Origin of the sequence: Lacinutrix sp., from assembly GCF_037625555.1 — a bacterium.
Classification (GTDB): Bacteria; Bacteroidota; Bacteroidia; order Flavobacteriales; family Flavobacteriaceae; genus Lacinutrix.
The window spans coordinates 100213-123646 of sequence record NZ_JASJHV010000044.1 but is presented as its reverse complement, the minus strand read 5'-3'; the positions used below and the strand labels follow the sequence as shown (position 1 = coordinate 123646).

19 protein-coding genes and 1 pseudogene are annotated in these 23434 nt (G+C 30.7%); 16 read left to right on the top strand and 4 right to left on the bottom strand.

The window, feature by feature from the left end; all coding sequences use genetic code 11:
- Positions 1-42: 42 nt before the first annotated feature.
- Positions 43-1086 (bottom strand): annotated as a pseudogene (locus tag QNK89_RS03120) (alkane 1-monooxygenase).
- Positions 1087-1187: 101 nt separating this feature from the next.
- Between QNK89_RS03120 and QNK89_RS03115 the strand changes: the two are divergent.
- From QNK89_RS03115 to QNK89_RS03090, 6 genes are all read left to right on the top strand, one after another.
- Positions 1188-4673, top strand: coding sequence for a DUF4175 family protein (locus QNK89_RS03115; protein ID WP_340169507.1), 3486 nt, complete (start codon positions 1188-1190; stop codon positions 4671-4673).
- Positions 4666-5076 (top strand): rRNA maturation RNase YbeY, encoded by a 411-nt coding sequence (gene ybeY / locus QNK89_RS03110; RefSeq protein WP_340169506.1) that lies wholly within the window; start codon positions 4666-4668, stop codon positions 5074-5076. Before QNK89_RS03115 ends, ybeY begins: the two co-directional genes overlap by 8 nt.
- Positions 5077-5241: 165 nt before the next feature.
- On the top strand, positions 5242-7113 hold the full coding sequence (mnmG, locus tag QNK89_RS03105) for a tRNA uridine-5-carboxymethylaminomethyl(34) synthesis enzyme MnmG (RefSeq protein ID WP_340169505.1): 1872 nt from the start codon (positions 5242-5244) through the stop codon (positions 7111-7113).
- A gap of 71 nt (positions 7114-7184) precedes the next feature.
- Complete coding sequence (locus QNK89_RS03100; protein WP_340169504.1) at positions 7185-7577, top strand: hypothetical protein; 393 nt, start codon at positions 7185-7187, stop codon at positions 7575-7577.
- A 31-nt stretch (positions 7578-7608) separates the two neighbouring features.
- Positions 7609-8469: a class I SAM-dependent methyltransferase gene (locus QNK89_RS03095; RefSeq protein ID WP_340169503.1), complete on the top strand. Its 861-nt coding sequence runs from the start codon at positions 7609-7611 to the stop codon at positions 8467-8469.
- A 212-nt stretch (positions 8470-8681) separates the two neighbouring features.
- A complete protein-coding gene (locus QNK89_RS03090; protein WP_340169502.1) occupies positions 8682-9194 on the top strand; it encodes an OmpH family outer membrane protein in 513 nt (170 codons plus the stop codon).
- 96 nt (positions 9195-9290) lie between these two features.
- Here QNK89_RS03090 and QNK89_RS03085 read toward each other — a convergent pair whose 3' ends face one another.
- Both QNK89_RS03085 and QNK89_RS03080 read right to left on the bottom strand, forming a co-directional pair.
- Complete coding sequence (locus tag QNK89_RS03085; RefSeq protein WP_340169501.1) at positions 9291-10211, bottom strand: diacylglycerol kinase family protein; 921 nt, start codon at positions 10209-10211, stop codon at positions 9291-9293.
- Positions 10211-11365 (bottom strand): DNA polymerase III subunit delta', encoded by a 1155-nt coding sequence (locus tag QNK89_RS03080; RefSeq protein ID WP_340169500.1) that lies wholly within the window; start codon positions 11363-11365, stop codon positions 10211-10213. Before QNK89_RS03080 ends, QNK89_RS03085 begins: the two co-directional genes overlap by 1 nt.
- Positions 11366-11528: 163 nt before the next feature.
- On the opposite strand from QNK89_RS03080, the gene QNK89_RS03075 reads away from it, so the two are divergent.
- Genes QNK89_RS03075 through QNK89_RS03065 form a run of 3 tightly spaced genes read left to right on the top strand, consistent with a single transcriptional unit; the run spans position 11529 to position 15369 of the window.
- The gene (locus QNK89_RS03075; protein WP_340169499.1) at positions 11529-12716 is read left to right on the top strand and encodes a phosphoglycerate kinase; all 1188 of its coding nucleotides are present in this window, start codon (positions 11529-11531) and stop codon (positions 12714-12716) included.
- Positions 12717-12773: 57 nt separating this feature from the next.
- Positions 12774-14357, top strand: coding sequence for a LysM peptidoglycan-binding domain-containing protein (locus tag QNK89_RS03070; protein WP_340169498.1), 1584 nt, complete (start codon positions 12774-12776; stop codon positions 14355-14357).
- 25 nt (positions 14358-14382) lie between these two features.
- Positions 14383-15369 (top strand): DUF4837 family protein, encoded by a 987-nt coding sequence (locus QNK89_RS03065; protein WP_340169497.1) that lies wholly within the window; start codon positions 14383-14385, stop codon positions 15367-15369.
- Between the two features lie 69 nt (positions 15370-15438).
- On the opposite strand, the gene tatA is transcribed toward QNK89_RS03065, so the two are convergent.
- Complete coding sequence (gene tatA, locus QNK89_RS03060; protein WP_340169496.1) at positions 15439-15624, bottom strand: twin-arginine translocase TatA/TatE family subunit; 186 nt, start codon at positions 15622-15624, stop codon at positions 15439-15441.
- Between the two features lie 127 nt (positions 15625-15751).
- On the opposite strand from tatA, the gene QNK89_RS03055 reads away from it, so the two are divergent.
- Genes QNK89_RS03055 through rfbC form a run of 7 tightly spaced genes read left to right on the top strand, consistent with a single transcriptional unit; the run spans position 15752 to position 23356 of the window.
- Complete coding sequence (locus QNK89_RS03055; RefSeq protein WP_340169495.1) at positions 15752-16624, top strand: M23 family metallopeptidase; 873 nt, start codon at positions 15752-15754, stop codon at positions 16622-16624.
- 1 nt (position 16625) lies between these two features.
- The gene (locus tag QNK89_RS03050; protein WP_340169494.1) at positions 16626-18125 is read left to right on the top strand and encodes a GH3 auxin-responsive promoter family protein; all 1500 of its coding nucleotides are present in this window, start codon (positions 16626-16628) and stop codon (positions 18123-18125) included.
- 28 nt (positions 18126-18153) lie between these two features.
- Positions 18154-19842, top strand: coding sequence for a hypothetical protein (locus QNK89_RS03045; RefSeq protein ID WP_340169493.1), 1689 nt, complete (start codon positions 18154-18156; stop codon positions 19840-19842).
- Between the two features lie 15 nt (positions 19843-19857).
- Positions 19858-20925, top strand: a complete 1068-nt coding sequence (locus QNK89_RS03040) for a hypothetical protein (protein WP_340169492.1) — start codon at positions 19858-19860, stop codon at positions 20923-20925.
- Positions 20915-21931 carry a dTDP-glucose 4,6-dehydratase gene (gene rfbB, locus QNK89_RS03035; protein ID WP_340169491.1) on the top strand — a complete coding sequence of 339 codons (1017 nt, stop codon included), beginning with the start codon at positions 20915-20917 and terminating at the stop codon, positions 21929-21931. The genes QNK89_RS03040 and rfbB overlap by 11 nt, the downstream gene beginning before the upstream one ends.
- Entirely contained in the window at positions 21932-22795 is an 864-nt protein-coding gene (gene rfbA, locus QNK89_RS03030) for a glucose-1-phosphate thymidylyltransferase RfbA (RefSeq protein ID WP_340169490.1), read from the top strand.
- A gap of 12 nt (positions 22796-22807) precedes the next feature.
- The gene (gene rfbC / locus QNK89_RS03025; protein WP_340169489.1) at positions 22808-23356 is read left to right on the top strand and encodes a dTDP-4-dehydrorhamnose 3,5-epimerase; all 549 of its coding nucleotides are present in this window, start codon (positions 22808-22810) and stop codon (positions 23354-23356) included.
- Positions 23357-23434 lie beyond the last annotated feature (78 nt).

The window sequence follows — 23434 nt, the reverse complement described above, 5'->3', positions numbered from 1 at the left end:
ACATAAGATTATTAATAAGAATGGTTCAGTTTAATAACCAAATTAACTATTAATCATGTTCTTTGGCACTCGTTTATTCATTATTGCAAACCATAAAGGCGGAAACAACGCCAGTACCATAGATGTTGGATAGCCATAGGGCATTTGTGGACTTTCATCATGGCAATCTAAAATTTGATATTTTTTAGACGATTTATAATGGTGGTCTCTGTGTCTAGTCAATTCATACAATACAATACATCCAACTAAATGATTAGAATTCCATGAATGCATTTCTCGAACGCGTTCATAACACCCAGACTTTGTTTTTAATCTTAACAAACCGTAATGTTCAATATAAATAACCGTTTCAAGCATTATTATACCACCAATGCCACATAAAACAGCAAATAATAATGTGGTTTTTCCAAAAAGAAAGAAAACAATTATTAAGTAAGTTGTTTGATAATCAGTGTACTAAAACATATCGTTTTTTAAAGAAAAGAAAGACAGCTTATTATTGCTTAGTAATTTTTTTTGAATACTCCATGCATTAAAATACTGCCTAATAGTAGAGGTTATCCAAAAGGAATATACATTCTGGTTATACTTTGCTGTTGCAGCATCGTCTGGTGTAGCAACATGAAGGTGATGTCCAAAATTATGCTCAATATAAAAGTGCATATAAAATGAAGGAAGAAGCAAAGCCTTACCTAAAAACCGTTCGTTAATATTTTGTCTATGTCCTAATTCATGCGCTACATTAATACTATTTGTACCTAGAATAATACCAATTAAAAAAACGAATCCTATAAATTCAAAAGTTGAAACAGGTTGTGTTGAAACAACAAAAAAAGCTAGAGTAATTAAAACAAAAACTATTGGTAAATTAAGGTATAACAACCAGTCGAATACTTTTCTTTTTAATTTTGAGTTTGTTTCTTTATCTGTTAGATTTTCTATTTGAACAGGTAAAATAATTTCTAATAATGGTATAATTACAAAAGCGTAAACAGGTGTTGAAAAACTAAAGATTCCTTTAAAATACAAGCCAATAAATGCAATTAATGGTAATGAAAAAGCCGCTATGTATTTTAAATCTTTCATTATCTGTAAACAGTTTATGTTAAACTTATAAATCTAATCAATTCTTATTTAGAATAAAACACTATTTTAGTGAGTTATTAAGCAATATAGACTATTTGAGTTTGAATAATTTTAAAAACATACAATCTAAATTAGAGCAATTTATTAGAAAATATTATACTAATGAGTTGATTAAAGGTGTTATTCTGTTTTTTAGCATTGGCTTGTTGTACCTAATCATAACGTTATTAGTTGAGCATTTTTTATGGCTTAATTCTAGAGCAAGAACTATTTTGTTTTGTTTATTTGTTGGTGTAGAGCTTGCATTATTTTCAAAGTTTATTATATTACCAATAGCAAAACTGTTTAAGCTTAAAAAAGGAATCAATTTTGAAGAAGCTTCAGTTTTAATTGGTAATCATTTTACTCAGGTTAAAGATAAATTATTGAATGTGCTCCAGCTAAAAAGCACAGAATCTGACTCTGAATTGCTTTTAGCTAGTATCGATCAAAAGTCGGCAGAGCTTAAACCTATTCCTTTTAAATTAGCGATTAATTTCAAAAAGAACACGAAGTATCTAAAATATGCAGCCATTCCTGTACTTATCATTTTACTCTCTGCAATATCTGGTAAGTTAAATTGGTTTAGTGATAGTTATGAGCGTGTATTAAATTATCAAACAGCTTACGAACCTCCTGCTCCTTTTCAGTTTTTTGTTTTAAACGAAGAGATGCAAGCCATAGAAAAAAAAGAATTTCGATTAATTATTAAAACAGCAGGAGACATTGTACCAGAAAACGCAAGAATTACATTTAACAACGAAACCTACTATTTGCAACAACGCGGAGCAGGAGCTTTTGAGTATGTTTTCGAGCAACCAAAAACCAATATTACTTTTAATCTATCTGCCAACAATGTTACCTCAAGACCATACACAATAACAGTTGCACCTGTCCCTACTTTGTTGGGTTTTGATATGGTTTTAAACTATCCAAACTATACTAACAAAAGAGATGAGGTGTTAAAAAGCACTGGAAATGCAGTTGTACCAACAGGAACAAATGTGACTTGGCAATTAAGAACCAAAGCTACACATTACGCAACGCTTTATGCAAAAGACACTCTATTGTTTAACAGCTCCAATAATGGGGTTTTTTCAGCAACTAAAAAGCTCTATAATAATTTAGATTACAGTATTTCAACAAGTAATAACCATTTAAAAGATTACGAAAACATAGCTTTTAATATTCAAGTAGTTCACGATGAATATCCAGAGCTTAAATTACAGTCTAAAGTCGACTCACTTGATCAACAATCCATATATTTTTTAGGACAAGTAAGTGATGATTACGGACTTAATAAGCTTCAATTAGTATATTATCCTAGCGGAAATGATAAGGAGAAAAAAACAGAAGCAATACTAATATCTAAATCTAATTTTAGTGAGTTTGTTAGTGCATTTCCGAATAATTTAGATATAGATGAAGGTGTTAGTTACGAATTATACTTTGAGGTTTTTGATAACGATGCCTTTGCTAATAATAAAAGCACAAAAAGCAGCGTGTTTAGTTATAGAAAGAGAACAGCAGACGAAGAAGAGCAAAAACAACTAGAAGAGCAAAACGAAACTATTCAAGATTTAAACAAAACTTTAGAAAAATTCGAAGACCAGCAAAAGGAATTAGAAGAGCTATCTAAAACACAAAAGGAGAAATCTGAACTTAGCTTTAACGATAAAAAGAAATTTACAAACTTTATTAAACGTCAAAAGCAACAAGAGCAAATGATGAAGAATTTTAATAAAAAACTACAAGAGAATCTAGAAGACTTTCAAAAAGAAAACAAAAAAGAAGATCAATTTAAGGAAGATTTAAAAGAGCGTTTAAAAGAAAACGAAGAACAGCTTAAAGAAGACGAAAAACTTCTTAAGGAACTTGAAAAACTTCGAGAAAAGATGAATAAAGAAGAGTTTTCTGAAAAATTAGATAAACTTGCTAAAAAAGCCAAAAACCAAAAAAGAAGTCTAGAGCAAATGCTCGAATTAACAAAGCGTTATTATGTTTCTAAAAAAATGGAAAAGACCGGTAATGAGATAGATAAGCTCGCAAAAGAACAAGACGAACTAGCTAATAAAGACCCAAAAGAGAATACAAAAGAGAAACAAGACGCTTTAAATAAAAAGTTTAAAGAGATTCAAAAACAATTAGACGAGCTTGAAAAAGACAATAAACAACTTAAAAACCCACTTAAGCTTCCTAGAAATAAAAACAAGGAAGAAAATGTAAAAGATGATCAAGAAAAGGCTTCAGAAGAACTAGAGAAAAAAGAAGATTCTAATACAGAAGAAGAAAAGCAAGAACAAAATAATAAAGCAAAAGCTAAACAAAAGTCTGCTGCACAAAAAATGAAAGAGATGAGTATGAAAATGCAAGCTCAAATGAGACAATCTGGAGGAGAAGCATTAAAGGAAGATATAGAAATGTTACGTCAAATTTTAGATAACCTAGTATTATTTTCTTTCGATGAAGAAAAGGTGATGAAACAGTTTAAAAGCATAAAAGTTAACCATAATGAATATGCAACCTACCTTAAAAAACAAAAAGACTTACGTACCCATTTCGAACATATAGACGATAGTTTATTTGCAATATCACTACGTCAACCTAAATTATCAGAACAAGTCAATAAAGAAATTTCAGAAGTATATTTTAACATAGACAAAGCACTAGCAGAGTTAGCAGAAAATAATCTTTATAAAGGAGTATCGTCACAACAATACACAGTAACGGCTGCAAATAATTTAGCAAATTTTTTAAGCGACACGCTAGATGGATTAATGGATGCAATGCCCTCACCAGGATCTGGTCAAGGAGAAGGCGGTGTTCCGCTTCCAGATATTATTATAAGTCAAGAGGAACTTAATAAAAAAATGGAAGAAGGCACTAAAAAGGCTGAAAGCGGAAAACCAAAAGAAGGTGAAGGTGACAAACCAGGCGAAAAACCTGGAGAAGGAAAGAAGCCAGGAGAAGAGGGAGAAGATGGTAAAGAGGGAGAAAACAGCAAAGAAGGCGAAAAAGGGAAAGACGGAAAAAGCGAAGGTGAAGGTAAAGGCGAGGGAAAAGGTAATAACGGTGAAGTTAAAGGAGGAAACCAAGACGGTCAAGATGGTTTTAATGAGGATGTTAATGGTGAATTGTTTAAAATTTACCAACAACAGCAAATGATACGTCAAGCATTAGAAGATAAACTTGCAATGGATGAAAAGATGGGTCTAGGTACTCCTGCAGAAGCTAAACAACTTTTAAAACAGATGGAAGATGTAGAGTTAGACTTAATTAATAGTGGTTTTACTAACGAAACGCTATCGAAAATGATGAATTTACAACACCAATTATTAAAGTTAGAAAAAGCCGCTTTTCAACAAGGTCAAGACCACAAACGTAAATCTGAAGCAAATAAAAAAGAATTTATAAACACTACAAATAATCAAATATCTAAGGCTAAAGAATATTTTAATATTACAGAAATTTTGAATAAGCAAACTCTACCTTTGCAGCAAGTTTACAAAAAAAAGGTTCAAGATTATTTTAAACAAAAGAATGATTAGTTTTAATTACGAGAACAACTTCAAGCTAACAAACGAATTAAAAATTTCTAATTGGCTTTCAACAGTTATAAATGCAGAAAATTGCAAAGAAGACGAAATAAACTATGTTTTTTGTGACGATACTTATCTTCATAAATTAAATATAGAGTTTCTTAATCATGATACGCTTACAGATATTATAAGTTTTGATTACTCTGTCGGAAAAACCCTACAAGGCGATATTTTTATTTCAACAGAAAGAGTAGAAGAGAACGCTATAGATTTTAGTGTTCCCTTTGTAGAAGAATTAAATCGCGTATTAGTACATGGTATTTTACATTTTTGTGGCTATAAAGACAAGACAGAAGCTGATGCTCTTTTAATGCGTGACAAAGAAAACTACTATCTTAAAACGCTTGTATAGTATTAATTAATTCGTTGTATATTTGCAGACTTTTAAATGTTGTAATTATGTTTCACGTGGAACATTTTTTTAATTATCAAACATTTAAAATTTATTAAACTAGTTAATTGTTTCACGTGGAACAGGCTTAAAGAAATTATATAATACATTTTTAAAGGTTAAAATATGTTTAACGAAATTTACGATGTTATTGTTGTTGGTGCAGGTCACGCAGGAAGTGAAGCAGCAGCTGCCGCTGCAAACATGGGAAGTAAAACCTTGCTTATTACCATGAATTTACAAAACATTGCTCAAATGTCTTGTAATCCTGCAATGGGAGGAATAGCGAAAGGGCAAATAGTAAGAGAGATTGATGCTTTAGGTGGTTATAGTGGTATTGTTAGTGATACATCAGCGATTCAGTTTAAAATGCTAAATAAATCTAAAGGGCCTGCAATGTGGAGTCCCAGAGTACAGAGCGATAGAATGCGTTTTGCAGAAGATTGGAGATTACTTTTAGAGAATACAAAAAATCTTGATTTCTATCAAGAAACGGTCTCTGCATTAATTGTAGAAAACGCTAAAGTTACTGGTGTAAAGACATCTTTAGGTATAATGGTTAAAGCTAAATCTGTAGTGTTAACAAATGGCACCTTTTTAAATGGTTTAATTCATATTGGAGACAAGAATTTTGGTGGAGGAAGAGCAGGAGAAAGAGCAGCAACTGGTATAACAGAACAGCTTGTAAATTTAGGTTTTGAATCTGGTAGAATGAAAACAGGCACACCACCAAGAGTAGATGGACGCTCTTTAGACTTTTCTAAAATGGCAGAACAACCTGGTGACGCTAATCCAGAAAAATTTTCTTATTTGGATATTACCAAACCATTAGATCATCAGCGTTCATGTTATTTGGCACATACAAGTGAAATGGTTCACGATCTATTGCGTGAAGGTTTCGATCGTTCACCAATGTTTAATGGTCGAATTAAAAGTCTTGGACCTAGATATTGCCCAAGTATTGAAGATAAAATTAATAGGTTTTCAGATAAAAATAGTCATCAATTATTTGTTGAACCAGAAGGCTGGAATACCGTTGAAATGTATGTAAATGGTTTCTCTACATCGTTGCCAGAAGATGTGCAATTTAAAGCTATGCGTTCCATTGTTGGTTTCGAAAAGGTTAAGTTTTTTAGACCTGGTTATGCTATAGAATACGATTATTTTCCACCTACACAATTACAACATACTTTAGAAACAAAGTTGATAGAAGGCTTATATTTTGCAGGTCAAATTAATGGCACAACAGGTTATGAAGAAGCTGCTTCGCAAGGTTTAATGGCTGGAATTAATGCAGCGCTTAAAGTACAAGAAAAAGAACCTTTTATACTGAAACGTAATGAAGCTTACATAGGTGTTTTGGTAGACGATTTAATTACTAAAGGAACTGAAGAGCCTTATAGAATGTTTACTTCTCGTGCAGAATACAGAACTTTATTAAGACAAGATAATGCAGACTTTAGATTAACACCTAAAGGTTATGATCTAGGTTTAGCGAGCGAGAAAAGACTTAAAAGAATGGAAGAAAAGTTAAACGCATCTAAAAAATTCGTTACTTTTTTTAAAGAAACAAGTGTTACAAAAGAAGAAGCAAATCCAGTTTTAGAAGCTAAAAATTCTGCAGTTGTAAATCAACAAGGGAAGATGCATAAAATATTTGCTAGACCTAATATTACTATAGATGATATGCGTAAAATTAAATCTGTAGAAAACTATATTCAAGAGAATAATTTAGATAGAGAAGTTATTGAACAAACAGAAATTCAAGTTAAATATTCGGGTTATATTGATAAAGAAAGAAACAATGCAGATAAGTTAAATAGGTTAGAGAATATTAAAATTTCTGCTAATTTTAATTATTCAGGTTTGCAATCTATGAGTTTAGAAGCTCGTGAAAAATTAAATAAAATTCAACCAATAACCATTTCTCAAGCCTCACGAATTAGCGGCGTTTCTCCTGCAGATATTTCTGTGCTTTTGTTATATATGGGAAGATAATTGATAAAGTTGTTTTAAAACAAACCGTTCATCCTAATTTTAAGTGGTTCTTTGCTTATACTTTGTTGTTAGTGATTTTTGCTTTTGCGTATAATAACCCAAGTCGTTTTTACTACCTATTAGTCCCAATTCTCTTATTTGGTTGTGGCTTTGATTTTGTGTTTTACGGCAAGGATAAAAGGTTTTTAAGTTTTACAATGTTTGGCTTTTCGTTTTTTAAATTTAAAAAAAAGTTTATAATTCCTGATTATATTTCACTTTTTAAGCAAAACTTCAGGAGAGATAGTGGTGTTGGTCTTTACTCAAAAATTTTAAAAGACGACCATTACTCCTTATTTACAATAAAATTATTTAATGAGCGCGAAAGAGAGATTGTTTTCGAGTCTAATAAAAAGAATGAGGTAATTGTATTAGGCACTAAATTAGCTCATTTATTTCAAGTAAATTTACATAATACTTTATAATAGTTCCACGTGGAACACAAATGAATTTGTAGTGACAAAAGAAGAAGTATCATACATTCAAGTTAAAGATTATTCGGTTTCTGGAGAGGAATTTGATTTGATTTTAAACAAGGAATTTGGTTATTTAGAAACCACACCTCAACCTAGTTTAGATAAACTTTCTATCTATTATGAAAGTGAAGATTATATTTCACACACTAATGCTAAGCGTAACTTGTTTGAAAACGTATATCATATAATTCGTAATATTTCTTTAAAACGAAAGCTAAAACTGATTAATTCATTTAAATCAGAACAGAAAAAAATACTAGACATTGGTTGTGGAACAGGAGCTTTTTTAAAGATAGCTAAAGATAATAATTGGAATGTTTTTGGAATAGAACCAAATGAAAAAGCAAGAAATATTGCAAATAAGAATTGTGATGGTTCTGTTTTTAATGTCGAAAAATTAGAAGCTTTTAAAGCTGAAAGTTTTGATGTAATTACGCTTTGGCATGTACTAGAGCACTTACCTAATTTAGTTGAACATGTTTCAATTATTAAAAAATTACTAAAACCAAATGGAACTTTAATTATAGCTGTGCCAAATTATAAGAGCTATGATGCTTTACATTACAAAAACTTTTGGGCAGCTTTTGATGTCCCTAGACATCTTTGGCATTTCTCTAAAGATTCAATATCTAAACTATTTGAAACAAAAAACATGATCGTAGAAAAAACGCTTCCTATGTTTTTTGATTCCTTTTATGTGAGTCTACTTTCAGAAAAATATAAAAAAAGTTTTTTAAAATTAATCCCAGCTTTTTACATGGGATTGCTTTCTAATATTAAGGCAAAACGTTCTGGAGAATATTCTTCACTCATTTATGTACTAAAAAACAACAAGGATTAATTTTTAAAAGACAATATTATTTTTATTCACAAACACTAACAGAGTTTCTAAAACCTTCTTAAACGCGCTTATTTCAACTCATTTATTATAACTAAAAACTATAAAAGAGCTAATTTTAGATAATTATCTCTTATAGTTTCTTTTTTTTTAATTTAATAGATAAAATTTATCGTTACTTTTCTATTTTTGCGGAAACATAAATAATTAATAAAATGAAAAATTTAATAGTAGCACTAATTGTATTAGTAACATTTGCATCTTGCCAAGACCAAAAAATTGGATATGTAGATAATGGAAAGGTAATTAATGACATTCAAGAGAAAATAGATATCGAAGCAAAATACGATGGATTAAACGAATCGTTTAAATTACGTGCAGATAGTATTGGTAAAACATACCAATCAGAATACTTAACACTTCAAGCAAAAGCAGCTAGAATGTCTCAAAGTAAACAACAAGAAGCAATGCAATCGTTTCAAGCTAAAGCGCAACAGTATCAACAAATGATGCAAGCAGAACAACAAAAAATGCAAACTGCTTATCAAACAGAAATAGATTCAGTAATTTCTAAAATGAAAGCAACTGTAAAAGACTATGGAAAAGCAAATGCTTACAAATTTATTTTAGGAACAAACGAATCTGTAGGTACTGTTTTGTATGTAGAAGAAGTTTTAGATTTAACAGATATCATTATTAAAGAAATTGATACTGTTTATAAAAAATAAACAGAGCCAAACAGCTGATTATTAAAACGTTAAATTTGTATTTAGCGTTTTTTTATGCGCTATCTTTTGCTAAGAATATATAATAATGAGTATAAATTAACAATAAAAACTAAAAGCCTTTTTTAAAATTGATATCTTAATATTCTCCGCTTCTAAAACCTCTCCATCTGCTTGAATATAGAGCTTGTTTTTTTCAAGATTTCTTTTTATTATGAGCATGTCTGTTTTAAAAGTCTTTACCTTTTTTACTGTGTGAACTTTTCCATTATATAACTTATGCAAATTGGTTATAAAATTCCAAGTATTAAAGTCTTTAACATTAGTGACATCAAACAAACCATCTTTAGGGTTTGGATTATTGGTAAGTCGCATGCCACCTCCAGAGTATTGGCATAAACCAACCAATATCATTAAAGATTTTGAAGTAAAATGATTGTTTTTTAAAACAACTTCTACTTTAAAGTTTTTAAAAGTAAGTAAAGCTTGGCAAGCAGCTATTAAATAAGAAACCTTACCAAAATGTTTAAGTTTTTGTGTTTTTTTAGCAACTAATCCATCAAAACCAATACCAGCAAGATTATTAAAGTAAAGTGGTTGTTTTTTAGAATGTAGGAAGTCTATTTTCCCAATGTCCTGGCTTTTTTTATTCTTTTTTTTTATTCTTTGAATTGCATCCTCAATTTTAGTAGGAATACTATAAGTTTTCACCCAATCGTTTCCAGTGCCAATAGGAATTATGCCAATTGTTATAAGACTGGATTCTGTTGTATTTTCAAGCATTAAACCATTAACAATAGCATGTAAAGTACCATCTCCACCTACGCAAATCAGGTTTTTAAAGCCTTCATTAATAGCGTTTGTAGTTAAAGTGGCAGCATGATTTTTATACTCTGTAAATGCAAATTTAAAATTAAATTGAGACGCATTTAATAGCATTTTAATTTTTGGCCATTGCTTTAAAGCGTTACCATTTCCTGCTTTTGGATTAATAATAACAAACCAGCTGGAGAGCTCCATTATTCTGATTTTTTATGAAGTAATCGCGTTAATTTTATAGATAAATCTGTAAGTATTATTTTAGAGTTTCCGTTGCGCTCAATATGATAAATTGCGTCTTGTAATTCGTTAGAAATATCTAAAATATTGTTATTATGAACAAAAGGAGCAAATTTGCTAAGTTCAAATTTTTCGGTTTTTATTTCCATGTAAACCATGCTATCTGCATTATAATTTAGTAATAATGCCTGACGAAAAAAATCTAAGCAAAAATTTAAAAAATGTTTTTGTGTTTCACGACCAGTTTTTGCAATATCCTCACTCCATTTTATTAAATCATGAATAGCTGCTTTGTTACCTTTAGCTTTAAAGGCGGCACGAATCCAAAAAATAAACCAAGTTTCAAACTGGATATCTTCACTATCATTATAAACTAAATCACAAGCTTTGTTATAATTTCCGTTTGCTTGATGTGCTATTTTGGTAGCTACGGCTTCATTTAAACCATAGTTTTTTATCAGTGCATTTTTAATATCAATTTCTGCTAAAGGTGGAAAATGTAAAAGTTGACACCTAGACTTAATAGTGTTAATTATTTGTTCTTCATCTTCAGCAATTAAAATAAAAACAGTTTTATTTGGAGGCTCTTCAATAAGCTTTAAAAGTTTATTAGAAGCTGCGGTATTCATTTTATCTGCCATCCATATTACCATCACCTTATAACCTCCTTCGTAGGTTTTTAATGCTAAAGACTTTATAATATCTTGAGCTTCATCCACACCTATTTGACCTTGCTTATTGTCTACGCCTAACTGTTTGTACCAATCAAATAAGTTGCCATAAGGTTGTTTGGTTAGTAAATCTCTCCATTCTTCTAAGAAATGGCTAGAAACAGGATGTCTCTTTATTTTATCGTTTGTAGTAACAGGAAAAGCAAAATGTAAGTCTGGATGTGAAAAAGTATTAAATTTTAAATTACAAGCAGCATTTTCATTATTGTTTTCGCCATCTGTATTAGCACATAATACATATTGTGCATAAGCTATTGCCATTGGCAAAGTTCCAGAACCTTCAGGACCAATAAATAGTTGAGCATGAGGCACACGACCATTATTAACACTTGTTGTAAGGTGTTTTTTTATGTGTTCTTGACCAATTATATCACTAAAAAGCATACTGCAAATATAGCTTATACCAATTATAGTTAGAAAGTAACGTTAAATAAAATATCACTTTTTTATGTTGTTGTTGTTTTAAACCAATTTTTAAACACTTTATCACAAAAAGGTGTCGTACTATTTATATATATTTGAAAGATTAAAAGTATAAAATAACACCATGAAAACCTTAAACGATTTTAATTTTAAAGATAAAAAAGCATTAATTAGAGTAGATTTTAATGTGCCATTAGACGCAAATTTTAGTGTTACAGATGCCACAAGAATATCTTCTGCAAAGCCTACAATAATTAAAATTTTAGAAGATGGAGGAAGCTGTATAATAATGTCTCACTTAGGACGCCCAAAAGGAGTACAAGATCAATTTTCTTTAAAACATATAACAAGTAAAGTTGAAGATATAATTGGTGTAGAAACTAAATTTGTTTCCAATAGTATAGGAACTGAAGCTGAAGAAGCAGCAGCAAATTTAAAACCAGGAGAATTATTAATTTTAGAAAACTTACGTTTTCATGAAGAAGAAACAAAAGGAGATCGTGATTTCGCTAAACAACTTTCTAAGCTAGGTGATTTATATGTGAACGATGCTTTTGGAACAGCACATAGAGCGCATGCATCTACTACAATTGTTGCACAGTTTTTTCCAGAAAAAAAGTGTTTTGGTTATTTATTAGAGCAAGAAATAAAAAGTATTGATAAGGTTTTAAAATCTGACGATAGACCTGTTTTAGCTATTTTGGGTGGTGCAAAAGTGTCTTCTAAAATTACAGTTATAGAAAACATTTTAGATAAAGTAGACGATATTATTATTGGAGGAGGTATGGCCTTTACATTTGTAAAAGCAAAAGGAGGAACAATAGGAAATTCTTTGGTTGAAGACGATAAATTAGAAATGGCTTTAGATATTTTAAAACAAGCAGAAGCTAAAAACGTAACCATACACATTCCTACAGATTCTGTAATTGCAGACGATTTTACTAACAATGCAAACACTAAAGCTTGCGACATAACAGAAATCCCAGAAGGCTGGATGGGATTAGACGCAGGACCAGACTCAAGAAAACAATTTCACGATATAGTAATGCAAAGCAAAACTATTTTATGGAATGGACCTTTAGGCGTTTTTGAGATGGAAAATTTTGCAAATGGAACAATAGCTTTAGGAAACTCAATTGCAGAGGCTACCAAAAACGGATCCTTTTCTTTAGTTGGAGGAGGAGACTCTGTGGCAGCTGTTAAACGATTTGGCTTCGATAAAAAAGTAAGTTATGTAAGTACGGGTGGTGGTGCTATGTTAGAAAGTCTTGAAGGTAAAACACTACCAGGAATAGCAGCAATACTAGACTAATACGGTTTATAACAATTTCATAACTATTGCGTTAGCTTTAAACACGATTCTTTTTAAATGAGACTACTTCCTAATTACATAATTCTATTGTTTTTAATTTTATTAGGGCTAGAGCTAAACGCTCAAGACTCTTTATCTGTTAAAACCACAAGACTTACAGAAGCCGATTTAGTTGCTGGTGAAAACTATGTAATAGACACTATTGTTGATGGAAAAGCATTTTTTAAAAAAACGATAGAGCCACTCAAGAAAATAGATCTAACAAAAGAATTACAAGACAATGCCCTGGCTTCAGAAATCGATAAAAAATGGATGGAAGAGTTGTATAACACTTCTCTTTTCGACACGATTTATCAGGACGTTACAAACCTTAAATACGAAGCGGTATACTATCCAGAACTTTCTACAGACACTTTAAAAGCAAGACTAGAACGTTTAAACCCAAGAACACCTTTTAACGTAGAATACAATCCACAGTTAGAAAACTTAATTAAACGTTGGTTAAAAAACCGACACCAATCTATGGAGCGATTAATGGGTTTAAGTAAGTTTTACTTTCCTATGTTTGAGCGCGAATTAGATAATTATAATATCCCTTTAGAGATAAAATACCTCTCTATAGTAGAATCTGCTTTAAAACCAAGAGCAAAATCTAGAGTAGGAGCAACAGGTTTGTGGCAATTTATGTATGCTACAGGTAAACAATATGGATTAGATGTAAGTAGTTATGTAGATGAACGCAGCGATCCAATTAAATCTACAGAAGCGGCATCTAAATATTTAGCAAAACTATATCAAATTTTTGGAGATTGGGATTTAGCGCTTGCAGCTTATAATTCTGGACCAGGAAATGTAAGTAAAGCAATTAGAAGATCTGGAGGTTATAAAAACTATTGGAATATTAGACCAAATTTACCACGTGAAACAGCAGGATATGTTCCAGCATTTCTAGCAACAATGTATATTTTTGAGTATGCCAAAGAGCATGGTTTTGTTCAACATAAACCACAATTTAATTATGTTGAAACTGATACTATACAAGTAAAACAGATGATTACTTTAGATCAAGTGTCGGAGTTTACAGGTGTAGAAATGGAGACACTTCAATTTTTAAACCCATCTTATAAATTAGATGTTATTCCTTATATCAAAGGAAAAAATTACACTTTAAGATTGCCAAGAAATGTTGTTGGTGCTTTTGTAAATAATGAAAAAGAAATGTATGCTTTTGCTAAAGCAGAATTTAATAAACGCGAAAAACCTTTACCACAACTTCAAAATTTAGATACTAGAATAAGATATAAAGTTAGACAAGGAGATTATTTAGGTAAAATTGCAAGAAAGTATGGCGTACGCGTAAGTCAGTTAAAAAAGTGGAATGGTTTAAGAAGTAACAACTTAAAAATAGGTCAGAGACTAATAGTTTATCCTCGAAATATACCAGCTATAGCTAAAGCATCTGCTAAACCTAAAAGCACAACAAAGTTTAACGGAAAAACCTATAAAGTTAAAAGTGGAGATTCGTTATGGAGTATTTCTCAAAAATTTCCAGGGATTTCTGTTCAAGATATTAAAGATTGGAACGATATTAGTGGTAACAAATTAAAAATAGGCATGACTTTACGTTTGTCTAAAAGCTAATAACTCAATAAAACAATAAATTATTATGCGTAAACTTATTTTATTAGTAGCTGTTCTTGCTACAGTATTATCTTGTAATGATAGTAATAAAAAAGCAGTAAAAATATTGCCAGATTCTGCTGGACCATTTAATAAAGTGGCTATTGTTGTAGACAACGAGTTATGGAATAATAGTGTAGGAGAAACAATAAGAACTGTTATGGCACAACCTATAGACGGTTTACCACAACCCGAACCTATGTTCACATTAAACCAAATTCCAATTCAGGTATTTACAGGTTTCGCTAAACAAGGAAGAAGTATTTTAAAAGTAGAAAAAGGAGAAACAGCTTTTAAAATAGAAAGAGACGTACATTCAAGACCACAAAAAATAATTACAGTTACTGGTAAAAATATTTCAGATATTAAAGAACAAATTACCAAAAATTCTTCTAGAATTATAGAAGCCTTAAAGGCTGAAGAAATTAGACATAAGCAAAAGCAAATATCTAAGTCCTTATCAAGAACCAAAGATGTTCAAGAATCTTTAGATATAAAAGTAAAGTTTCCTTCCTATTACAGAGTAGCTAATACTATAGCAAAACCAGAAGATAAATTTAATTGGATTAAAAGAGATATTCCAACGGGATACACAAACATTTTATTTTATGAGTTGCCTTTAAGTGCAATAAAAAAGAACGATAGTTTAGTGAGCCAAATTATTAAAACTAGAGACTCTATTGGCAAAAAATATATTCCTGGACCTGTAGATGGTACTTATATGGCTACAGAAATGGCATATGCTCCTCATGTTTACGAAACAACAATAGATAACAAACCAACTATAGAAGTTAAAGGTCTTTGGGATGTAAAAAAACAATTTATGTCTGGACCTTTTATAATGTATTTAATTGAAGATAAAGTAAACAATAGATATATTGTAGCAGAAGGCTTTGTTTTTGCACCTTCAGTTTCTAAAAGAAATTATGTTTTTGAGCTAGAATCTATTATAAAATCTATAAGAGTTAATTAAGAAACACATATTATTGAGCACAAAAAACCATCGCATTGCGATGGTTTTTTATTTATAAAGTATTCAATTTTACTTCTTTTCTTCAATGTTTTCTTCGTCCTCTTTGCTCGCGTCTTTAAATTCTTTAATTCCGCTTCCTAGACCTTTCATTAGTTCAGGAATTTTTTTACCTCCAAAAAGTAGTAAAATACCTAACCCAATAATAACCCATTGCCAAGCACCAATCATGCCTAAAAATATACTTAATGATATCATAATAAATGTATTTAAAGTACAAAGTTAGTAATTAAAGTTTAATTAAAGCGTTTTAGACCTAACTTTAGTATATTGTTAAATAGATGAAGTTATAATTTTATTTACTTTTGTTTCAATACGAGATCTTATGGCTAAGAAGACTAAATCTAGAAAAAAACTTTCGAAAAAACTTTTCCACAAATACCGTTTAGTTATTTTAAACGAAGATACTTTTGAAGAAAAACTAACCTTTAAACTTACACGTTTAAATGTGTTTGTGTTTCTTGGTATTTCATCAATAGCATTAGTTGTTTTCACTATTTTATTAATTACTTTTACTCCATTAAGAGAATATATTCCTGGATACTCTTCAACAGCCTTAAAAAAACAAGCTGTAGAACTTAGTTTTAAAACAGACTCTTTACAACAAGTTATTACTTATAACGATCAATATTATACGTCCATAAAAAAAGTATTAAAAGGAGAAGTAAGCGCTGTAAAGTTTAATAGAGATTCTATTATTGAAGCAGCAAATAAAGACATAGGAGAAGTAGATCTATCTTTAAGTGAGGCAGATTCTGTGCTAAGAGCAAAGGTAGATAAGGAAGATAAATACAATCTTTTTGAAACAGCAAAATCTAAAACAAATTTTGTGTTATTTCCTCCTGTAAATGGTGATATAAGCGAACAATATAATGCTAAAGAAAAACATTATGCAGTAGATATTATTGTTGCTAAAAACACACCAGTTAAAGCAACATCAGATGGTACAGTGATTTTTGCAGAATGGACAGCCCAAACTGGTTTTGTAATCTTAATAGAGCATAGTTATGGCTTACTTTCTGTTTATAAACATAACGCTACACTTATAAAAGGACAAGGAGATTTAGTAAAGGCAGGAGAGGTTATAGCCACATCAGGAAATACAGGAGATTTAACTACAGGACCTCATTTACATTTCGAATTATGGAGTGATGGGTATTCTGTTAATCCAACAAATTTTATAGATTTTAAGAAATAATATGTCAATAAAATCAATACTTGCCAAGCCATTTGCAAAACGCATTTATAAAAAAGTTCAAAAATGGGCCAACAACCCTATAGAAACTCAAGAAAAAGTATTTAAAAACTTAATTTTTGAAGCCTCGCAAACCGCGTTTGGAAAAGATCATGATTTTGCTAATATTAACAAGCACGACGATTTTGTAAAACGTGTACCTATTCGCGATTATGAAGCACTAAAACCATATATTAAAAGAGTAGTTGCAGGAGAAAAAGACATTCTCTGGAAAGGAAAACCACTTTATTTTGCTAAAACTTCAGGCACAACCTCTGGAGCAAAATATATTCCTATAACAGCAGAAAGCATGCCTAACCATGTTAACGCAGCGCGAAATTCAATATTGCTATACATTCATGAAACCGGGAAATCTAAATTTGTAGATGGTAAAATGATTTTTCTACAAGGCAGCCCAATTTTAACAGAACAAAACGGCGTACAATTAGGACGATTGTCTGGAATTGTAGCACATTATGTGCCAAAATACCTTCAAAAAAACAGATTACCATCTTGGGAAACTAATTGTATAGAAGATTGGGAAACCAAAGTAGACGCAGTAGTTCAAGAAACTTTACCAGAAGATATGACTATTATTTCTGGAATTCCTTCTTGGATACAAATGTATTTTGAAAAGCTTCAGAAAAAAACAGGCAAAAAGGTAGGAGATATTTTTAAAAACTTCAATTTATTTATTTTTGGAGGTGTTAATTATGAACCTTATCGAGCAAAATTTGAAAATCTAATAGGAAGAAAAGTAGATAGTATAGAACTGTATCCAGCAAGTGAAGGTTTCTTTGCTTTTCAAGATAAACAAGATGAGAAAGGAATGCTACTTCAGTTAAATTCTGGAATGTTTTACGAGTTTATTTTAGTTGAAGAATTCTTCAAAAAAAATCCAAAACGGATTACAATAAAAGATGTAAAAATTGGCAAAAACTATGTGTTAATAATTTCTACAAATGCAGGATTATGGGCTTATAATGTAGGAGATACCGTGATATTTACAAGCACAAAACCATATAGAGTTATAGTTTCTGGACGTATTAAACACTTTATTTCAGCCTTTGGCGAACACGTAATAGGTAAAGAGGTTGAACATGCTTTAAAAGAAGCTACTGAAAACACTTTAGTTAGAATTAACGAGTTTACAGTTGCACCACAAATTAATCCAGAATCTGGTTTACCTTACCATGAATGGTTTATAGAATTCGAAAATGAACCAGAAAGCCTTTCGACTTTAGCGCATAACATAGATAAAGCGTTGCAACAACAAAATAGTTATTATTTAGACTTAATTCTGGGAAAGGTATTACAGCCATTAAAAATAACAATTATTAATAAAAACGGATTTCAAAATTACATGAAATCTATAGGAAAATTAGGCGGACAAAATAAAATTCCACGTTTAGCAAATGACCGCAAAATAGCAGATGCTTTAAATTCTGAAATAATACGTAAATAATACTATATTTGCCAGCTAACGAAGTTACATGAAAAAAACAAAAAAACACGAAAGAACTAGAGCACAAGAGAGCTCGAATGCTATTGAAAGAATGTACATAACTATGAGACATTTATTCAATCGTGGTTTTTACAAACCAATGGGGGTTTCTGGAGAAACTTTACGCGAGGCACTCTTAGTATTAAGACCCGAAATTTATGGCTCTATTGCAGATGAAAAAGCAGAAATAGAAGGGTTACTTTATGTAATAGACAGACTTCCTATAGGTATAGAAGAATGTCGTTTTATAAATCTTACAAGCGACGAAGGTTATGCAGACTCTCATTTTGAAGCTATAATTCCACCAAAAAGAAGACGTAATTGTTACAGAATAGATGAAGAGCAAATGAATATTGAAATTACACGCGGGCGCAGTGAAATTTATGATATTTTAACGCACTTAACATTTCTTTTTGTAGAATCACATAAAATTTTTAAACGTGTAGTAATAGACGATAAAGGCGCTACAACAAGAGACTGGATTAAGCTAGAGAATGTTGTTTTAAGCAAAAAGAAACTAACAAAGCAAGAGAAAGAAGTAGCAATAACACATACTGCTAATATATTAGGTCGAACATTTCAAGAGCTAAGCGATGTTTATGGTGACTTTGCAACAACAAAACACCCAGAACGTCTATTAGAAATTGTTTATTGGTTAGGAAAGCTAGCTATTGACGAGGTTATAAACAATAATAAACGAACCATAACATTTAGTCCTGTTCTTCGTGAACGTTTAGGGCACCATATTCATGGAGAGCGTTGGGCAGACACCATAAAGGAAACATTAAAAACTAATGGCTTACTAACAAGGCCTATTCATATTATTAGTGCTAATTTACATAGTGTAATGAACACGTTGTATGCACCACAAGCACTTAAAAATTTAACTACTAAAAAAGACATCTTTGAAGTTTACGAAGCCTTAAGCAGCTCGGAAAACGAAAGCTTACGCAATAAAGTTACACAAAAAGCGTTACAGCAAGGAATGATATATATCAAAGACACCTCTGGAACCAACATAAATGTTCAGATTTTTGACACAGTAAAACTAGATTTAAGTTTAACAGGCTTAGGTATTAAAGAAATAGATAAAGACGGTGAAAAGCCTGTGCTTTTTGTTATGGATTATGCTTTTGGAGAGCAAGCTTATGAGACTATTGATGAGTTTTTAAAGTCATATGGAGACACAAAACAGAAAACCTTTTTAAATATTGAGTCAATCTCAATTATGGGAAAAGCAGGAATTTTAGAAGGAGGAAAAGGAGACATCATGATTCCTTCTGCTCATATTTTTGAAGGTACTGCAGATAATTATCCATTTAAAAATGAATTATGTAAAGAGGATCTAGAAGGAGAAGGAGTTAATGTTTATCAAGGCAGCATGATTACGGTTTTAGGAACATCACTGCAAAATAAAGATATTTTAAAATTCTTTTTTACATCAACATGGAATGTTATTGGTCTTGAAATGGAAGGAGCGCATTATCAAAAAGCAATACAATCAGCATCAAAAGTGAGAGGGAGTATTAATCCAGATGTAAAGGTAAGATATGCATATTATGCAAGTGATAATCCATTAGAAACAGGTAGTACTTTAGCTTCTGGAGGTTTAGGAAGCTCAGGAGTAAAACCAACCTATTTAATAACAAGAAAAATTTTACAACAAATATTTAATTAACTACAATTTTAGATTATGAGTCAAGAATTACCATCAAATAAAAACACAAACGAAGAGGTAGATTTAATTGTATTTTTTAACCTTATAGGCAATGCTTTAATTAAGGTTTTTAACTTTATTGCCTCAATTCTAAAAACACTTTTTTCAATGCTTATTCATACTATTAAAGTATTTATAGATGGCTGGAAAGTAATATTAGGTGTTGTTTTAACTTCAGCAGTAATTGGTTTTGCTTTAGAATACACTAAACCAATTCTGTATCAATCTGATATGTTGGTTAAACCTTATTTTGATTCTAAATATCAATTAGTTAATAATATAGCTTTTTTTAATTCACTAATTTCTAATAAAGATTATGAGCAATTAAATAATATATTTAATTCAGATAGTACAGCAAAATTAGAAGTAAAAAATCTGAAGCAATTTATTATTCAACCAGGTCCAGAAACAGAAAATGATAGAGTTATGCAATATCAAAGTTTTGTTAAAGAATTAGATAGTTTTGGTCGTGAACAATTAGATTACAATAATTTTATAGAAAATAGGAGTATTTATACAGGAGAAATTTATTTAATAATAGCAAAATCTGATAAAAAAGACATATTTCAAGATCTAACTTACGGAATTAACTCTGCATTTACAAACGCTTATTCTAATTCTAAAAAAATTAAAGACACATTACTTTATAAGATACAAAGAGAAAATATTGAAAAAAGTTTAGATGAAGTTCAAAAGCTTCAAGCGATATACATTCAGGCGCTACAAGATCAATCTAAAAATCCTGGACAACGCGTTAATGCGGGAGAGTTTTTACTAACTAAAGAAAAAGAATTAGACACTAAAGAATATGCTTTATTAGATAAAGAGTTGGCATTAAGAAATCAATTAAGGCTATTAGAAGAAAAACGAGTTAGAGAAGATGTTTTTGTAGATGTTATTTCTAGTTTCCAACCTGTAGGTAGCCAGAAAAAAGGCCTTTTAGATAGACACTCTATTGTGTTTCCTGTATTAGGATTTATATTATTATGTTTCTTTTACGTTATGAGAAGAATAATAAATTATACTAACAACTATGAAGACTAATAGTATTTTAATTACTGGAGGAGCTGGTTTTATAGGCTCTAATTTTGTTCCTTTTTTTTTAGAAAGCAACCCTGATTTACACTTAGTAAATTTAGACAAATTAACTTACGCAGGAGATCTAGAAAACCTCACAGATGTTGATAATAATCCAAAATACACCTTTGTAGAGGGTGATATTTGTAATAGAAAATTAATAGAGGAACTCTTTAATAAATACCAATTTCAAGGCGTAATTCATTTCGCTGCGGAGTCTCACGTAGATAACTCTATAACCAATCCAGGAGCGTTTATTAACACTAATATTACTGGAACTTTTAATTTAATAGATGTTGCAAAAGCACATTGGATGTCTGCATCATTTCAATTTATTAAAGGTAAAGAAGCTAATAGGTTCCATCACATTTCTACAGATGAGGTTTATGGTACATTAGGTGAAACAGGTTTATTTACAGAGCAAACTCCTTATGCGCCTAATAGTCCTTATAGCGCTTCTAAAGCCTCCTCAGATTTTATTGTACGAAGCTATTTTCATACCTATGGCATGAATGTTATAACAACCAACTGCTCTAACAACTACGGACCAAAACAACATAATGAAAAGTTAATTCCAACCATTATTAGAAAAGCCATTTCTGGAGAAAACATTCCAATATATGGAGATGGTAAAAACATACGCGATTGGTTATATGTTTTAGACCACTGTAAAGGCATAGAATTAGTTTATAAAACAGGCACTACAGGAGAGACTTATAATATTGGAGGAAGAAATGAAAGAGACAATTTGTATATTGTAGATGTAATATGTGGAATTCTTGATGAAATCAGACCAGCAAAAAAATCATATAAAGAGCAAATTACTTTTGTAAAAGACAGACCTGGTCACGATTTTAGATATGCTATTGATGCAAATAAACTAGAAAACGAATTAGGATGGGAAGCGGATGAAAACTTTGAATCTGGAATACAGAAAACAATAGAATGGTATTTAAATAAATATGAACAATAGATGAAAGGAATAATTTTGGCAGGAGGATCTGGCACACGTTTACATCCATTAACATTGGCAGTAAGTAAACAATTAATGCCTATTTACGATAAGCCAATGATTTATTATCCTTTATCTACCTTAATGTGGTCAGGAATTAAAGATATTTTAATTATTTCTACACCTCATGATTTACCATTATTTGAAGCTTTATTAGGAGATGGAAAAAAGTTTGGATGCCATTTTCAATATGCTATTCAAGAAGAGCCTAATGGTCTGGCTGAAGCTTTTATAATTGGAGCAGATTTTATAGCAAACGATAAAGTAGCATTAATTTTAGGAGACAATATTTTTTATGGTACAGGTTTAGAAAAACTTTTACAAGAAAATAACAACCCAAAAGGAGGTGTAATATATGCTTATCATGTTCACGATCCAGAACGTTATGGTGTTGCAGAATTTGATAAAAATGGGAATGTAATTTCAATAGAAGAAAAACCAGAAAAACCTAAGTCTAATTATGCTGTTCCTGGTATTTATTTTTATGACAATGATGTTGTAAATATTGCCAAAAACATAAAGCCAAGTCATAGAGGAGAACTGGAAATAACAGATGTAAATAAAGCGTATTTAGAGCAAGGCAAATTAAAAGTAAGTGTTTTAGATAAAGGAACAGCTTGGTTAGACACAGGAACATTTAAGTCATTAATGCAAGCGTCTCAATTTGTTCAAGTTATAGAAGAACGACAAGGATTAAAAATTGGAGCCATAGAAGAGGTGGCTTACAGGATGGGTTATATTAATAAGGCACAACTTAAAGCGCTAATAAATCCACTAATTAAAAGCGGTTACGGCAAACACCTTCTTAGTATTTTAGAGCAATAAACACTTATTTAAATGAAAGTTTTAGAAACTAAACTTAAAGGTTGTTATATTATAGAGCCTAAGGTTTTTGAAGACAAAAGAGGCTATTTTTTCGAGAGTTTTAATACAAAGTCCTTTCAAGAATTATTAAAAACAGATACTATATTTATTCAAGATAACGAGTCTCTTTCAACAAAAGGTGTTTTAAGAGGATTACATTATCAAACGGGAGAGCATGCTCAAGCTAAATTGGTAAGAGTTGTAAAAGGGAAAGTTTTAGATGTTGCTGTAGACTTAAGACAAAACTCTAAAACTTTTGGAAAGCATGTTTCAATTGAACTGACTGAAGAAAACAAGAAGCAATTATTTGTCCCTAGAGGTTTTGCACATGGTTTTATAGTGTTAAGCGAAAGTGCTGTGTTTTCTTATAAATGTGATAATTTTTATAATAAAGCGTCGGAACAAGGAATAATATTTAATGATAAAGATTTAAATATAGACTGGAAGCTGCAAGAAAGTGAGTTTATAATCTCAGAAAAAGACACTATACTTCCAACGCTTAAAAATGCAATTTTGCCATGAAACGAGCGAACAAAAAAGCTTAAAAGTTAAAGAAATGGCCAATAGTGAACAACATGTGACAATAAAAAAAACAAAATA

Bases quoted from the DNA above. Each gene is read 5' to 3' on its own strand.
- ybeY (WP_340169506.1), top strand. From the start codon at position 4,666: ATGATTAGTTTTAATTACGAGAACAACTTCAAGCTAACAAACGAATTA.
- mnmG (WP_340169505.1), top strand. From the start codon at position 5,242: ATGTTTAACGAAATTTACGATGTTATTGTTGTTGGTGCAGGTCACGCA.
- QNK89_RS03090 (WP_340169502.1), top strand. From the start codon at position 8,682: ATGAAAAATTTAATAGTAGCACTAATTGTATTAGTAACATTTGCATCT.
- QNK89_RS03085 (WP_340169501.1), bottom strand. From the start codon at position 10,211: ATGGAGCTCTCCAGCTGGTTTGTTATTATTAATCCAAAAGCAGGAAAT.
- QNK89_RS03080 (WP_340169500.1), bottom strand. From the start codon at position 11,365: ATGCTTTTTAGTGATATAATTGGTCAAGAACACATAAAAAAACACCTT.
- QNK89_RS03075 (WP_340169499.1), top strand. From the start codon at position 11,529: ATGAAAACCTTAAACGATTTTAATTTTAAAGATAAAAAAGCATTAATT.
- QNK89_RS03070 (WP_340169498.1), top strand. From the start codon at position 12,774: ATGAGACTACTTCCTAATTACATAATTCTATTGTTTTTAATTTTATTA.
- QNK89_RS03065 (WP_340169497.1), top strand. From the start codon at position 14,383: ATGCGTAAACTTATTTTATTAGTAGCTGTTCTTGCTACAGTATTATCT.
- tatA (WP_340169496.1), bottom strand. From the start codon at position 15,624: ATGATATCATTAAGTATATTTTTAGGCATGATTGGTGCTTGGCAATGG.
- QNK89_RS03055 (WP_340169495.1), top strand. From the start codon at position 15,752: ATGGCTAAGAAGACTAAATCTAGAAAAAAACTTTCGAAAAAACTTTTC.
- QNK89_RS03050 (WP_340169494.1), top strand. From the start codon at position 16,626: ATGTCAATAAAATCAATACTTGCCAAGCCATTTGCAAAACGCATTTAT.
- QNK89_RS03045 (WP_340169493.1), top strand. From the start codon at position 18,154: ATGAAAAAAACAAAAAAACACGAAAGAACTAGAGCACAAGAGAGCTCG.
- QNK89_RS03040 (WP_340169492.1), top strand. From the start codon at position 19,858: ATGAGTCAAGAATTACCATCAAATAAAAACACAAACGAAGAGGTAGAT.
- rfbB (WP_340169491.1), top strand. From the start codon at position 20,915: ATGAAGACTAATAGTATTTTAATTACTGGAGGAGCTGGTTTTATAGGC.
- rfbA (WP_340169490.1), top strand. From the start codon at position 21,932: ATGAAAGGAATAATTTTGGCAGGAGGATCTGGCACACGTTTACATCCA.
- rfbC (WP_340169489.1), top strand. From the start codon at position 22,808: ATGAAAGTTTTAGAAACTAAACTTAAAGGTTGTTATATTATAGAGCCT.